The following is a 13656-nucleotide window of genomic DNA, read 5'->3' as shown; positions in this document are numbered from 1 at the left end:
GCTAGTCGAGCCGAGCCGATCTTCCCGGTGGGATCCTCTCCCAGCGAAAAACCCGGGGGCTACGAGAGCCCCAGTGCCGACATCCGCTTGCCGTGGTTGCTCTGCAGCCGCTTGATCAGGGCCGCGATCCCGGCGATGTCGCCGGAGCCGCGCACGATGAAGTCCGCCAGCTCGTCCCGCTCGGCCACGATGTGCTGGGCCTGGGTGACCGCCTCGCCGAGCAGCCGCCGTCCCCACAGTGCGAGCCGGTCCCTGACCTGCTGGTTCTCCGCGCAGGCCTGGTGGACCTCGCGCTCGGCGAAGGCGCTGTGCCCGGTGTCCGCGAGGACGGTGCGCACGAGCTCGCCGGTCGGTCCGTCGACCCAGCCGGCGACCTCGCGGTAGAAGTCCGCGGCCAGCCCGTCGCCGACGTAGGCCTTGACCAGCGACTCCAGCCAGGTCCGCGGGCGGGTGGTGGCGTGGTAGGCGTCGACGCCCGCGACGAACGGCCCCATCGCCTGCTCGACGGCGACGTCCAGGCCCTGCAGGTGCTCCTCCAGCAGCCGGAAGTGGCCCATCTCGGCGGCGGCCATCTTCGCCAGCGCCGCCCGCCCGGCCAGGGTGGGGGCGCTGTGCGCGTCCTCCGCCAGCCGGTCGAACGCCGACAGCTCGCCGTACGCCAGCGCACCGAGGAGATCGACGATCGCCCGCCGGGAGGTCTCGTCCGCAGCCGCGTCCCCGGCCTCGCCCACCATGCCCGGGAGCCTAGTCATCCGACCGGCCCCGGACCGACCCGGCGGCGCACGTCATATGACCCCGGCCGGCGGCGCGCGGTATGATGCCCGTGCGCGCAGCGTCCGGCCAGTGTCCGGGAGGCCGCGCAGAGACTGCTTTTCCTGCACGACCCGCCGGGTAACGGGTTGCGGCGCCACCGGGCGCCCGACTCACCGGCGTGGATGACCTGGTGCGTACAGCGCCTCGGACGGTTCTCCCACCCGGGCTTCCCCAGCCGGTGGTCGACGAGCCGGTGCCTGGCTCCTGTACGCGGAGAGAGGCGACTTGTCCGTCCAGAACGACACCCCCGACATCCCTGACATCACCGACACCTCCGACGACGCGGAGACCCCCGATCCCGCGGTGACCGTGGACCCCGAGGCCACCGAGGACGCACACCCGCTCCAGGCGGGTGCCCCGGTGAAGCCCGAGGCCCCCACCTTCGCCGAGCTGGGCGTCCGCCCCGAGATCGTGCGCGCGCTGGCCGAGGCCGGCATCGAGCGCACCTTCGCGATCCAGGAGCTCACGCTGCCCCTGGCTCTCGCCGGCGAGGACGTGATCGGCCAGGCCCGCACCGGCATGGGCAAGACGCTCGGTTTCGGCGTCCCCCTGCTGCAGCGGGTCACCCCGCCGTCCGAGCAGCCCGCGGCCACGGCCGAGGGCGAGACCGCCGACCGCGAGCGGGACGTCCCGCAGGCGCTGGTCGTGGTCCCCACCCGTGAGCTGTGCGTCCAGGTCGCCCAGGACCTCGCCGACGCCGGCAAGCACCTCGGCATCCGGGTCACCGCCATCTACGGCGGCCGGGCCTACGAGCCGCAGCTCGCCGCGCTGCACAAGGGCGTCGACGTGGTCGTCGGCACCCCGGGCCGGCTGCTCGACCTCGCCGAGCAGCGCCACCTCGTGCTGGGCCGGGTCAAGGCCCTGGTCCTCGACGAGGCGGACGAGATGCTCGACCTCGGCTTCCTGCCGGACGTCGAGCGGATCATGCGGATGCTGCCCGAGCAGCGCCACACGATGCTGTTCTCGGCCACCATGCCGGGGCCGATCATCGCGCTCTCCCGCGCCTTCCTCAGCCGCCCCACGCACATCCGCGCGGAGGAGGCCGACCAGGGCTCCGTCCACGAGCGCACCACGCAGCTCGTCTACCGCGCCCACGCGATGGACAAGGTCGAGCTGGTCACGCGCGTGCTGCAGGCCCGCGAGCGCGGCCTGACCATGGTCTTCGCCCGCACCAAGCGCACCGTGCAGCGGGTGGCGGACGATCTCGCCGAGCGCGGGTTCGCCGCCGCCGCCGTGCACGGCGACCTGGGCCAGGGCGCCCGCGAGCAGGCCCTGCGCGCGTTCCGCTCCGGCAAGGTGGACGTGCTGGTGGCCACCGACGTCGCGGCCCGCGGCATCGACGTCACGGATGTGACGCACGTCATCAACTACCAGTGCCCCGAGGACTCCAAGACCTACGTCCACCGGATCGGCCGCACCGGCCGCGCCGGGAAGACCGGCGTCGCGGTCACGCTCGTGGACTGGGACGAGATGCCGCGCTGGAAGATGGTGTCCGACGACCTGGGCCTCGGCATCGACGAGCCCGTCGAGACCTACTCGACCAGCGACCACCTCTACACCGACCTGGACGTCCCGACGACCGCCAGCGGCCGGCTCCCGCTCGCGAAGCGGACCCGCGCCGGCCTCGATGCCGAGTACGTCGACACCGAGGGCGACCACGGCGGCCGCAAGCGCAAGGGCCGCGAGGAGCGCCCCGAGCGGGGGCGCGAGCGCAAGGACCGCCAGCGCACCCGCCGCCGCGCGGGCGTGCCCGTCGCGGGTCCCGCGGGCGCCCGCCCGGCCTCGGCGGACGACGCCGGCACCGTCGGCGACCCCGCGCCCGAGACCGGCCCCGAGACCGTGTCGGGCGAGGGCACCGAGGGCGCGGGCAAGCCGCGCCGTCGCCGCCGCCGCGGGGGTCGCGGCCGCTCCGGTGCCGGCGACAACGCCGCCGACGCCGGGCAGGACTCGGGGCAGGACGCCGCCGCGAGCTGACCCCTCGAACGAACGACCGGCCCCGTACCGCTCCGCGCGGTGCGGGGCCGGTGTCGTTCCCGGGCCGTGCTCCTGTCCAGCCCCCCGGCCGTGCTCTTGTCGCGCCCTCCGGCCGTGCTCTTGTCGCGCCCTCCGGGCCGTGCTCTTGTCGCGCCCTCCGGGCCGTGCTCTAGCGTGACCGGCGTGCTGCGCGCCCGTCGGGAGCCTCCGATCCGCCGCCGCCGTGGCGATCTCGTGGCGGCGGCGATCCTCGTGGTGGTGCTGGTCGTCGTGGGCGTCGTCTACGCCGTGCACAGCCCCGCGGCGGACACCACGTCCGTGCCCGCGACCTCGCCCGGCACGGCCCCCGCGGCGGCGAGCGAGGTCCCGGCCGGGTTCGTCGAGGCCTGGCGGGCACGCAGCGGCGCCGCCCCCGTCCCCGTCACCGTCGGACCGGGGGTCGTGACCGCGGACGGGAGCACCGTGGTCGGGCGGGACGCCACCACCGGCGCCGAGCGCTGGCACTTCACCCGGGACCGTCCGCTGTGCACCCTCGGCGAGGGCTTCGGGGACGCGCTCGCCGTGTACGCCAGCGGCGACGGCCGGTGGTGCAGCGAGCTGAGCGCCCTGGACCCGGACCTGGGCACCCGCGGCCCGGCGTCGAGCCTCGACGTGCGCACCCCTGCCCGCATGATCGGGTCGGGCAGCACCGTGGCCGCGACCAGCGCGGACTACCTCGAGGCCATGCGCTCCGACCTCGTCACCACCCTCCAGTACGGCGCCGTGGTCGCCCCCGCACAGCCCGGCCGCCAGCCCCGCGTCGGCTGCCGGTACACGTCCTTCGCCGTGACCGCCGGCCGCCTCGGCGTGGTCGAGAACTGCCCCGGGGACGCCGCGGACCGGCTCACGGTCCTGCGCCCGGACGGCAACGGCGACGCCGACACCCCCACCGTCGAGTTCTCGACGGTGCTGGCGACCCGCGGCGTCCAGCTGATCGCGATGTCCACGGACCGCGAGGCCGTGCTGCTGCCCGGGCCGCCCGAGCTGCAGGTCCTCGACCGGGCCGGCAACCAGGTCGCGCTGGTCGGCGTCGACGTCCCGGAGTCCGAGGTCGCCCCGCCCGCCGGTGGCGTCGGCGCGACCGCCTCGGACGCGAGCCGGGTGTACTGGTGGAGCGGCTCCCGGACGATCGCGCTGGACCGCGCGGACCTGGCGCCGCTGTGGACCGTCCCCGGCACGCTGGGCCCGGGCGCCGCCTACGCGGGGCGTTGGCTCGTCCCCACCGCGGCGGGCATCGCGGTGGTCGACCCGGCCCGCGGCGTCGTCCAGCGGACGATCCCGGTCGACCGCGGCGGCTACTCGGGCCCCGTCGCGCTCGCGACCAAGGGGGGCATGCTGCTCGAGCAGCGCGGCACGGAGCTGGTCGCGCTGTCCCCGGGGTGAGTGCTCCCCTCCCGGAGGGGTGCCCTTCAGAACAGCCAGTACACCGCCAGCACCACCGCGGCGACGGCGACGACCAGCCACGCCGCGACGGCCCCCACGAGGCCCTCCCGGCGGTCCGCGACCACCTGGGCGGCCACCGCGACGGCCGCGGCGATCCCGTGCCCCACCAGCAGGCCGGTGCCCGGGCCGGCCGTCCCGGTGCGGGTGGTGAGCGCCCACCCGACCACGATCAGCACGACGACCAACCCCACCAGGCCGGCCGCGAGGATGCCGGAGAAGCCGCGCAGAACCCGTCCGGCACGGGTCCGCCCGGGGTTGGTCCTCACAGCGCAGTCCTCACAGCGCAGTCCTCACAGCGCAGTCCTCACAGCGCGGCCCTCACGGCGCGGCCTTCACGGCGCGGCCCTCACAGCGCAGTCCCCACAGCGCGGCCCATCACGGCACGACCCTCACGGCGCCAGGCCCTCCCAGGCGGGCGCCTGCGGCCCCACCGCCTGACCCTCGGGGCAGTTGCGGCGCATGTCGCACGCGGGGCACTGGCGGCCGGGACGGGGCGGGAAGGCGGTCTCCGAGCCCGACTCCGCGGCCTCAGCGGCCTGCAGGGCGCCCTTCTCGGCGCGGGCCACGTGCCCGGCCAGGGACTCCTCGTCGTGCTCCCACGCCGCGACGGTCCCCGTCGGCAGGTGGTGCAGCTCCACCCGCCGCGACGGGCGGTGCAGCGTCCGGGCGGTCGCCACGGCGTAGAGCGCGAGCGCCGCGGAGTCCCGGGCGTCCTCGGGGGTGGGCACCCGCCGTCCCGTCTTGTAGTCGACGATCACCGCGTCGCCCGACGGGCCGGCGTCGATCCGGTCCACCCGGCCCTCCGCGACGATCCCGCCGGCCTGCGCGGACACCCAGCGCTCCAGCGCCAGCGGCTCGGGGCCCGGCTCGGCTCCCCGGTCGGAGCAGTAGTCGGCCATCCAGCCGCGGGCGCGGAGCCGGTACTCGTGCTCCTGCGCGGAGTCCCGGAAGCCCTCGCCGGACCAGTTGCGGTCGACCAGCGCGGCGGCGGCCTCGGGCGTCCGGTCCGCCGCCGGTCTCGTGAACAGGGCCCGCAGCGCCAGGTGGACGACCGCGCCGAGGGTGCTGGCGGCCCGCGGACCGCCCCGCGGCGGCGCCGGCCGCACCAGGTAGGTCAGCCGGTAGCGGCGCGGGCAGCTCTCCCAGGTTCCCAGCCGCGCGGGCGTGACCCGGATCAGCGGCCGGGCCCACGTCTGCTCGCCGAGGAGGTCGAATCCCAGCTGCTCCCCCGCCCCGGCCATGCGCGCCACCGTACCGACCCGGGCCGGGTCAGCCGCCGAGCACCTCGACACCGCTCGCCTTCGCCACGAGCTCCTCGAACGCGGCCGGGTCCGTGGTCTCGGCGGCGATCGGCGTGGACTTGTTCGTGCCGTGGAAGTCGCTGGACCCGGTGCCCACGAGCCCGATCTCGGCCGCCACACCGCGCAGCAGCGCCCGGTCCTCGGGGCTGTGGTCCGGGTGGTCCACCTCGACGCCGCCCAGGCCGAGCGCGGCGAGATCGGCGAGCACCGACGTCTCGATCACGCGGCCGCGCCTGCGGGCCAGCGGGTGCGCGAACACCGCGACCCCGCCCGCCTCGACGATCATCGCGACGGCCTGCTCGACCGGCGTGTCCCGCTTGGGGACGTAGTACTTGCTCCCGTTGCGCAGGATGCTCGCGAACGCCTCGTTCACCGACGACACCACGCCGGCCCGCATCAGCGCCTGGCCGAGGTGCGGGCGTCCGGGCGTGGTGCCCTCCGGGACCAGGTCGAACACGCGGTCGGCGTCGAGCTGCGGGTAGTCCGCGGCGACGTTGCGGGCCATCGCGCGCAGCCGCTCGATGCGCTCGTCCACGATCCGCCGCTGCTCGGCGACGATCGCGGGGTGCTCCGGGTCGAACAGGTACCCGAGCAGGTGCACGGACACGGTGGCCCGGTCGCCGGGCGTCTCCGGGCGGCCCGTGGGGCTCACGCAGGAGAACTCCGCCCCCCGCACCAGCCGCACACCGGCGGGCAGGGCGGCGGCGGCGCGCGCCCAGCCGCCCGTCGTGTCGTGGTCGGTGAGCGCGAGCGTGGTGATCCCGGCCGCGGCCGCCGTGGCGACCAGCTCCTCGGGCGTCTCGGTGCCGTCCGAGACGGTGGAGTGGGTGTGCAGGTCGATCCGGGTCACGGAGCGAGGCTAGTCGTGTCCCGCCGGTCGACGGGACAGGACTCGGTCAGCGCCGCCAGCGGGACCGCGCGAGCATGCCCGTCGCCCGCGTCTTGCCCTTCTCCCCGAAGACCAGCTCGGAGAGGGCCTCGTAGATCTCCTCGGGCCGCGGCATGTAGTCGATCTTGTTCAGGGCCTGGATCTGGCCGGCGGACTCGACGATGAGCGTGCCGTAGCCGAGCATCCGTCCGCCGAAGCTGCGCTGGAAGGTGAGGTCCGTGACCTTGCCCAGCGGCATCATGCCGACCTTGTGCGTGATGATGCCCTCGGCCAGCATGACGCGCTTGTCCGTGATGACGATGCGCTCGATCCACCACAGGATGCAGTTGATCGTGAAGCGCAGGACGGCGACGAGCGCCAGGTAGAACGTCAGGTTGTCGACGATCGCCTCGCCCGCGCCGCCCGACGCCCCCACCCGGCCCTGCAGCAGCCGGTCGATCAGGATCATGATGACGAGGAACAGGGCCGTCTGGAAGATGTGCGGGATCATGACGGCCCAGTGCTGACGCACCCGGATGACCCGCCGCTCCGTCGGCAGCAGGTACTCGTCGATCTCCCGCGGGGCGAGCATCAGCCCGGGGCGATGTTGGAGAAGAAGCTGGTGATGCTCTGCCCCACCCCGTACAGCCAGCCGCCGATGCCGCTCACCGCGTTCGACGCGCCGCCCGGGTTGGTCACGATGAAGAACACCACCAAAGCCACGACCAGCAGACCGACCAGCTTCTTGACGTTCACACGACCACCGTTCCGGCCCGGGTTGATGTTGCACGATTCAGCAAGATCAGAAATTACCGACATCCCCGGCCCCAGGGACATCGGCCACGTGGGCAGCGTACCGTCTCGAACGATGACCGAGGGTAGCCGACACGTCCCCTGTGTGGGGGGAATCCTGCATCGCGGGGACGGCCGGTTACTGCTGATCGAACGGGGGACGAACCCCGGGCGAGGCCTCTGGTCGCTGCCCGGCGGGCGCCTCGAACCGGGTGAGACGGACGCCACGGGCCTCGTGCGCGAGATGGCCGAGGAGACCGGCCTCGTCGTGGAGGTCGGGGCGCTCGCCGGCACGGTGGTGATCGGCCCGTACCGGATCGCGGACTACTTCTGCACCGCCGTCGGCGGCACCCTGGCCGCGGGCGACGACGCCGCGGCGGCCCGCTGGGTCGACGCCGCGGGGTTCGCGACCCTCCCCCTCGTCGAGAACCTGGAGTCGACCCTGCGCGGCTGGGACGCCTTGCCTCGTGGGTGGCGATAGTCGCTCCGGCGACCCCGCCGACCCACCCCGCCGGCTCAGCGGGCCGTCGGCCCCCGGCCGCCGCTCACGGGTTCAGGAGGTCGGCGTGGGACGGCCCGGCTGCTCGCCGCCACGGCTGTCGCCGTAGCTGCGCTTGGGGACCATGACCTTGCGGCGGAAGGTGCAGACGACGGTGCCGTCCTGCTTGTAGCCCTTCGTCTCCACGTAGACGACGCCGCGGTCGTCCTTCGACTTCGACTCGGTCTTGTCCAGCACCGTGGTCTCGCCGTAGATGGTGTCGCCGTGGAACGTGGGCCTGGTGTGCTTGAGCGACTCGACCTCGAGGTTCGCGATCGCCTTGCCGCTCACGTCCGCCACCGACATGCCGAGCAGCAGCGAGTAGATGTAGTTGCCCACCACGACGTTCTTGCCGAAGTCGGTGGTCTCCTCCGCGTAGTGCGCGTCCATGTGGAGGGGATGGTGGTTCATCGTGATCAGGCAGAACAGGTGGTCGTCGTACTCCGTGACCGTCTTACCGGGCCAGTGCTTGTAGACCGCGCCGACCTCGAACTCCTCGTAGTACCGACCGAACTGCAACGTCTTCGCCTCCATCGCCGACATTCCCTACGGCCGGGTAATCTAGCCGGTGGCCCGTGACGCGGGCAGAGATCACGGTCACGCATGACCGGAGAGCGGAGAGGAGGTGACGCGCCCGATGGACCCGGCGCCTGGCAGTAGTACCGAGCGCGTCGCCACCGAGGTGTCCGTCGCGGGCTGAGTCCCGTGCGGCGAGGGGGCGACGTGCGCTGCTCGTCCCCCACCCGTTCCTCGTCGCAGGAGGTGCTGTCGTGCCGCCCCTGTCCTCCCTCCGCCCCGCCATCTCGCGTGCCAGGCTGACCGGTCGCAACGGCCAGGCCACCGTCATGCCGCGGTTGCGCGTCCCCATGTCCGCGTACGTCGTGGACTGCGGCGTCTACATCGACGGCAGGCGCCTGCCCGGCCGCTGGACCCACGACGCCGCCATCGACGAGGTGCGCGAGCGCGGCGAGGGCTTCGTCTGGATCGGCCTGCACGAGCCGACCGAGGAGCAGATCACCGGCATCGCCGAGACGTTCGGGCTCCACGAGCTCGCCGTCGAGGACGCGGTGCACGCGCACAACCGCCCCAAGCTCGAGCGCTACGACGACACGCTGTTCATGGTGCTCAAGACCGTCTGTTACGTCGGACACGCCGAGCCCACCACGACGAACGAGATCGTGGAGACGGGCGAGGTGCAGGCCTTCGTCGGCCGGGACTTCGTGGTCACGGTCCGGCACGGCAAGCACTCCGGCCTGCACGACGTGCGCCGCCGGCTGGAGGACGATCCGGAGCAGCTCGCGCTGGGCCCGGCCGCGGTCCTGCACGCCATCGCGGACCACGTCGTGGACTCCTACCTCGAGGTCGTCGAGGCCATCGAGGACGACATCGACGTGATCGAGGCCGAGGTCTTCGCCCCGCGCACCACCATGGACCCCGAGCAGATCTACGTGATGAAGCGCGAGATCCTCGAGCTCCGCCGCGCGGTGATGCCGCTGCTCAAGCCGCTGCGCAAGATCACCGAGGGCTACAGCTCGCTCATCCCCCACGAGGTCCGCTCCTACTTCCGGGACGTCGAGGACCACCTCTCGAGCGTCGCCGAGCGCGTCGCGGGCTTCAACGAGCTCCTCACGACGCTGGTCGACGCGGTGCTGGCCAAGGTCTCCATGCGGCAGAACACGGACATGCGCAAGATCACCGCCTACGCGGCGCTGATCACGGTGCCGACCATGTTCGCGGGCATCTACGGCATGAACTTCGACTTCATGCCGGAGCTGCACTGGAAGTTCGGCTATCCGCTGCTGATCGTGGTGATCCTGCTGCTCTGCGGCCTGCTCGCCCGCAACTTCCGCAAGAACGGCTGGCTCTGACCCGCGAGTCGGCACTTTCGGTAGGCCGAGTCGCACGTTCACGACGTCCTTGTATGGGTTGGCGCGCTCCGGCGCGCCGATCGGCCTAGCCTCGGCGGCGTGCCGAAGCGCCCCGCCAACCCGCTGCGCCGTCTCGACGTGCCCCGCTGGGCCGAGCAGGAACCGTCGTGGCGGGAGGCGAGCCCCGCCCTGATCCGGGCCGCGACGGAGCGGGCGCTGGCCCGCCCGTCCGGCGGCTGGGTGGTGCTGGGGGCCGCCACCGAGGTCCGGCGCGGTCGCGGGTTCGGCCGCACGGTCACCGGCCGCGAGATCGTGGCCTGGCGGGACGCCGCGGGCGCGCTCCACGCGGGCCCCGGCGCCTGCCCCCACCTCGGCGCGTCCCTGTGCGACGCCCCGGTGCACGGCGACGCGCTCGTGTGTCGCTGGCACGGCCTGTCGCTGGGCCCCGGGGGCCGCCCGAACTGGAGCCCGGTCCCCGCGTTCGACGACGGCGTCCTCGCCTGGGTCCGCCTCGACGAGCTGCTCGCGCCCGGCGAGGCCCCGACGGAGCGCCCGGTCCTGGGCCCGCGCCCGCCGGAGCCCGGCGTGGCCGCCGTGGCGACGGTGATCGGCCGCTGCGAACCCGAGGACGTGCTGGCGAACCGGCTCGATCCCTGGCACGGCTCCTGGTTCCACCCCTACTCGTTCGCGCTGCTGAAGGTCCTCACCACGCCCACCCCGGCGGACGACCGCTTCCTCGTCGAGGTGTCGTTCCGGGTCGCGGGCCCCTTCGGCGTACCGGTGCACGCGGCCTTCAGCTGCCCCGACCCCCGCACGGTGACCATGGAGATCGTCGACGGCGAGGGGGCAGGCTCCGTCGTGGAGACGCACGCGACCCCGCTGGGCGCCGGATCCGACGGCGCGCCCCGGACCGCGGTGATCGAGGCCGTGGTCGCCCACTCCGACCGGCCCGGGTTCACGCAGGTCCGGAAGGTGCAGGCGGTGATGCGCCCGCTCATGCGGGCCGCCGCGGCCCGGTTGTGGCGCGACGACATCGCCTACGCCGAACGCCGCTACGCGCTGCGCAGCGGCCGCGCGGAGATCGTCGGGTAGCTCAGCGGTCCCCCCGGGGCCGCGGGCTGGGGCGCCTCCGGCCGCGGGGCTCGTCCGGGTCCTCCGCGTCGCGGGCCGCCCGCTCCCGCTCCGCGCGGGAGGGCCAGCTCCGCGGACGGCTGGACGCCGGCGGGTCCGCGGGAGCGGTCCGGGGCGGCTCCGCCGGCGCGGGACCGGGCCGGGCGGGCCCCGATGGCGCGGGCTCCGCAGAGACGTCCCCGGAGACGTCCCCCGCCGGATCCCACTCCTCGTGGTCCCAGTCGTCCTCGATCCCGTCGTCGATCCCGTCGTCCCAGTCGGGTTCCTCCGTGGCAGGGGCCGCGGAACCCGCGGACCTACCCGGCACGAGCCGCAGCGACGGCCGCTCCCCGACGACCGGGAGCCCGTCCACCGGTGTCTCCGCCTCCGCGGTCGGATCGTGGGTGAACTGCTCCTCGCCGTCGGAGAAGCTGTCGTCCGAGTCCTCGTCGAGGTCCGTGGAGCCGTACACCGACGGCGGGTCGAACTCCTCCTCCGGGTCCGGCTCGGCGCGCTCCGGTGCCCGGCCCAGGAACGTGTAGGTCAGGTGCTGCTGCCAGCCCGACATCGTCTGCTTCCGGACGTCCTCGAACCCGGCCGCCCGCATCCGTTCCTTGAACTCGTCCGCGCTCTCGAACTCCATCACCGAGCGCCACAGGTGCCGGGTCAGGCCCTTCGCCCGCGCCTGGATCCGCCCGAGTGGGATCAGGTACAGGAAGCACGCCAGCGTCCAGAGCAGCCGCAGGCGCAGGCTGCCGCGCACCGCCATCTCCTGGATCGCCACGGGGGCGCCCGGCTTGAGCCGGGCCAGGATCGCCTGCAGCTCCGCGTCTCGCTGCGGCGGTGTCAGCATCCGGAAGTGGTCCGCGACCAGGGCGCCGTCGAACGGCCCGGTGATCGGCTCGCGCTGGCGCTTCTCCCGCTGCCGGCGGGCGACCTCGGCCAGGTTGGCGTCGAGGTCGACCATGCCGGAGCGGATCAGCCAGAAGTCCGGCGGCCAGGTCTTCTGCTCCCCGCGCGCGGCGTTGAGCATGTCCTGCGAGGTGTCGATCCCGAGGACCTTCACCTTCTCGGTGACCTCGATCAGGGCCTGCAGGGACGCCCCGGTGCACCGGACGTTGAGCACCTCGAGGGCGCCGCCGGACAGGCCCATGCGGGTCGCCGTCGTCACCAGCTGGTCCCGGTAGGCCTGCCTGCCCGAGAGCAGCTTCTCGTAGGCACGCGCGCCCCGGTCGCGGGGCGCGGCGTCCGGCGGCGGGCCCGGGCGCTCCACCGTGCTGGTCTCGGTTCCGCTCACCGATGGATCCTCGCGCATTTCCTCCATCGTTCCCAAGGGGGCGCGCGGAGAGAATAGGCTGGTCGGGCGATGGTCCGGACCCTGGCGGTGAGCGACGAGGAGGTCGCCGGGATGCGCGTGGGCGCCGCCCGGCGCTACGAGCCCGCCCTGGTCCTGGCCGCCGGTGACCTGCCGTTCGACTACCTGGCGGCCATCGCGGACCAGCTCGACCGCCCCGCCGTGATGGTCCCCGGCAACCACGACCGGGACCTGTCGGGCTACCGCCAGCACCGCGGGCTCTGGACGCGGGCGGGTCGCCCGTGCGAGTGGCCCGGCCCGGCCGGTTTCGAGAACGCCGACGGCCGGGTGGTCGACGCCGCCGGCCTGCGGATCGCCGGCCTCGGGGGCTGCCTGCGCTACCGCGAGGGCCCCAACCAGTGGACCGAGGCCCAGCAGTCCCGGCGGGCGAAACGCCTGGTCAGAGCGGCCAGACGGGCGCAGCGACGGGACGGGCGCGGGATCGACGTCCTGCTCACCCACGCCCCGCCACGGCACTGCGGGGACCGGGAGGACGGCCCCCACCGCGGATTCGAGTGCCTGCACGGCGTCGTGGCCGCTCTCGCCCCCCGCTACCTGGTGCACGGGCACATCCACCCCTACGGTGAGCCCGTCCCGGACCGGATCCTGGGCACCACCCGTGTCGTCAACGTCGTCGGCAAGAAGGTCCTGGAGGTCTGATGGAGACGGGCTTCCCCCAGGCCGACGCCGAGAACGACTTCCTGCGGCTGCGGCGGCGCCAGGTGCTGTCCCGGCTGGCCGCGTGGCTGCGCCGGGAGCCGGACGACGTGTCCGAGATCCTCCCGTTCGACGAGGTGGTCGACGCGCTGGGCCGCACCGGCGAGCGGCGGCTGCCGGGCATCCAGATCGTCGACCTGGAGTCGATCGTGGGCAGCGTGGACCGCACCACGGACTTCGACCGCTGGTTCCGGCCCCGCTCCCAGCACACCCGGGAGCGCTGGGAGCGGCTGGCGCGGGCGCAGCGGCGCGGCGAGACCATCCCGCCCGTCGACCTCTACCGCGTCGGCGGCCTGTACTTCGTGCGCGACGGCCACCACCGGGTCTCCGTCGCCCACGCCCTGGGCCTGCGCACCATCGACGCCATGGTCACCGAGGTCACCACGCGGATCGACCCGAACGGCATCGTGCACCGCGGCGACCTGATCACGAAGGACCTGCGCCGCGTCTTCCTGGACCGGGTCCCGCTGGGCCCCACCCAGCTGGCGTCCGTCGAGGTCCGGGACCCGTGGAGCTACGCCGAGCTGTCCGAGACCGTCGAGGCCTGGGGCTTCCGGCTGATGCAGAGCGAGAACCGCTACCTCGACCGCGAGACGGTGGCACGCCGGTGGTGGGCCGAGGAGTTCAAGCCGGTGGTGCGGATGCTGCGCCAGGCCGAGCTGATCGGCACCCGCTCGGACACCGACGCCTACCTCCAGCTCGCCTGCCAGCGCTACCGCCTCCTGCGCACCCACCGCTGGGACGACGAGGTCGTCGAACGCCTCCGCACCGCCCCCTGAGCACCGCCCCCGACCCCGAAACCCGCGAGTCGGCACTTTCCGTAGGCCGAAACACACGCT

General features: G+C 73.9%; 15 protein-coding genes. 7 read left to right on the top strand and 8 right to left on the bottom strand.

The window, feature by feature from the left end:
• Positions 1 to 59 precede the first annotated feature (59 nt).
• Positions 60 to 734, bottom strand: a complete 675-nt coding sequence (locus ABD324_RS11405) for a ferritin-like fold-containing protein (protein WP_344415347.1) — start codon at positions 732 to 734, stop codon at positions 60 to 62.
• Between the two features lie 304 nt (positions 735 to 1038).
• On the opposite strand from ABD324_RS11405, the gene ABD324_RS11400 reads away from it, so the two are divergent.
• Both ABD324_RS11400 and ABD324_RS11395 read left to right on the top strand, forming a co-directional pair.
• A complete protein-coding gene (locus tag ABD324_RS11400) occupies positions 1039 to 2787 on the top strand; it encodes a DEAD/DEAH box helicase (RefSeq protein ID WP_425565804.1) in 1749 nt (582 codons plus the stop codon).
• 183 nt (positions 2788 to 2970) lie between these two features.
• A complete protein-coding gene (locus ABD324_RS11395; protein WP_344415345.1) occupies positions 2971 to 4209 on the top strand; it encodes an Rv3212 family protein in 1239 nt (412 codons plus the stop codon).
• A 26-nt stretch (positions 4210 to 4235) separates the two neighbouring features.
• Here ABD324_RS11395 and ABD324_RS11390 read toward each other — a convergent pair whose 3' ends face one another.
• From ABD324_RS11390 to ABD324_RS11370, 5 genes are all read right to left on the bottom strand, one after another.
• Complete coding sequence (locus ABD324_RS11390) at positions 4236 to 4535, bottom strand: hypothetical protein (RefSeq protein WP_344415343.1); 300 nt, start codon at positions 4533 to 4535, stop codon at positions 4236 to 4238.
• A gap of 123 nt (positions 4536 to 4658) precedes the next feature.
• The gene (locus ABD324_RS11385; RefSeq protein WP_344415341.1) at positions 4659 to 5510 is read right to left on the bottom strand and encodes a RecB family exonuclease; all 852 of its coding nucleotides are present in this window, start codon (positions 5508 to 5510) and stop codon (positions 4659 to 4661) included.
• A 28-nt stretch (positions 5511 to 5538) separates the two neighbouring features.
• The gene (locus ABD324_RS11380) at positions 5539 to 6420 is read right to left on the bottom strand and encodes a PHP domain-containing protein (protein ID WP_344415339.1); all 882 of its coding nucleotides are present in this window, start codon (positions 6418 to 6420) and stop codon (positions 5539 to 5541) included.
• Positions 6421 to 6466: 46 nt separating this feature from the next.
• Entirely contained in the window at positions 6467 to 7030 is a 564-nt protein-coding gene (locus ABD324_RS11375; protein WP_344415337.1) for a PH domain-containing protein, read from the bottom strand.
• Positions 7030 to 7194 (bottom strand): hypothetical protein, encoded by a 165-nt coding sequence (locus tag ABD324_RS11370; RefSeq protein ID WP_344415335.1) that lies wholly within the window; start codon positions 7192 to 7194, stop codon positions 7030 to 7032. Before ABD324_RS11370 ends, ABD324_RS11375 begins: the two co-directional genes overlap by 1 nt.
• Positions 7195 to 7306: 112 nt before the next feature.
• Here ABD324_RS11370 and ABD324_RS11365 point away from each other — a divergent pair, with 112 nt between their 5' ends.
• The gene (locus ABD324_RS11365; RefSeq protein ID WP_344415333.1) at positions 7307 to 7711 is read left to right on the top strand and encodes an NUDIX domain-containing protein; all 405 of its coding nucleotides are present in this window, start codon (positions 7307 to 7309) and stop codon (positions 7709 to 7711) included.
• A 72-nt stretch (positions 7712 to 7783) separates the two neighbouring features.
• On the opposite strand, the gene ABD324_RS11360 is transcribed toward ABD324_RS11365, so the two are convergent.
• Entirely contained in the window at positions 7784 to 8287 is a 504-nt protein-coding gene (locus ABD324_RS11360; RefSeq protein ID WP_344416356.1) for a MaoC family dehydratase, read from the bottom strand.
• Positions 8288 to 8613: 326 nt separating this feature from the next.
• On the opposite strand from ABD324_RS11360, the gene corA reads away from it, so the two are divergent.
• Together corA and ABD324_RS11350 are read left to right on the top strand one after the other, a co-directional pair.
• Positions 8614 to 9636 carry a magnesium/cobalt transporter CorA gene (gene corA, locus ABD324_RS11355; protein WP_344416354.1) on the top strand — a complete coding sequence of 341 codons (1023 nt, stop codon included), beginning with the start codon at positions 8614 to 8616 and terminating at the stop codon, positions 9634 to 9636.
• A 99-nt stretch (positions 9637 to 9735) separates the two neighbouring features.
• A complete protein-coding gene (locus ABD324_RS11350; RefSeq protein ID WP_344415331.1) occupies positions 9736 to 10728 on the top strand; it encodes a DUF5914 domain-containing protein in 993 nt (330 codons plus the stop codon).
• A gap of 1 nt (position 10729) precedes the next feature.
• Here the strand turns inward: ABD324_RS11350 and ABD324_RS11345 are convergent, their stop codons facing one another.
• Positions 10730 to 12043, bottom strand: coding sequence for a class I SAM-dependent methyltransferase (locus tag ABD324_RS11345; protein ID WP_344415329.1), 1314 nt, complete (start codon positions 12041 to 12043; stop codon positions 10730 to 10732).
• A gap of 69 nt (positions 12044 to 12112) precedes the next feature.
• Here ABD324_RS11345 and ABD324_RS11340 point away from each other — a divergent pair, with 69 nt between their 5' ends.
• Both ABD324_RS11340 and ABD324_RS11335 read left to right on the top strand, forming a co-directional pair.
• Positions 12113 to 12760, top strand: a complete 648-nt coding sequence (locus ABD324_RS11340) for a metallophosphoesterase family protein (RefSeq protein WP_425565802.1) — start codon at positions 12113 to 12115, stop codon at positions 12758 to 12760.
• Entirely contained in the window at positions 12760 to 13596 is an 837-nt protein-coding gene (locus tag ABD324_RS11335) for a ParB N-terminal domain-containing protein (protein ID WP_344415327.1), read from the top strand. Before ABD324_RS11340 ends, ABD324_RS11335 begins: the two co-directional genes overlap by 1 nt.
• Positions 13597 to 13656: the final 60 nt, after the last annotated feature.

This window comes from Pseudonocardia ailaonensis, from assembly GCF_039531635.1.
GTDB lineage: Bacteria > Actinomycetota > Actinomycetes > Mycobacteriales > Pseudonocardiaceae > Pseudonocardia > Pseudonocardia ailaonensis.
Note: the sequence above shows the minus strand (reverse complement) of the source record. Positions and strands in the feature narration are given on the sequence as shown.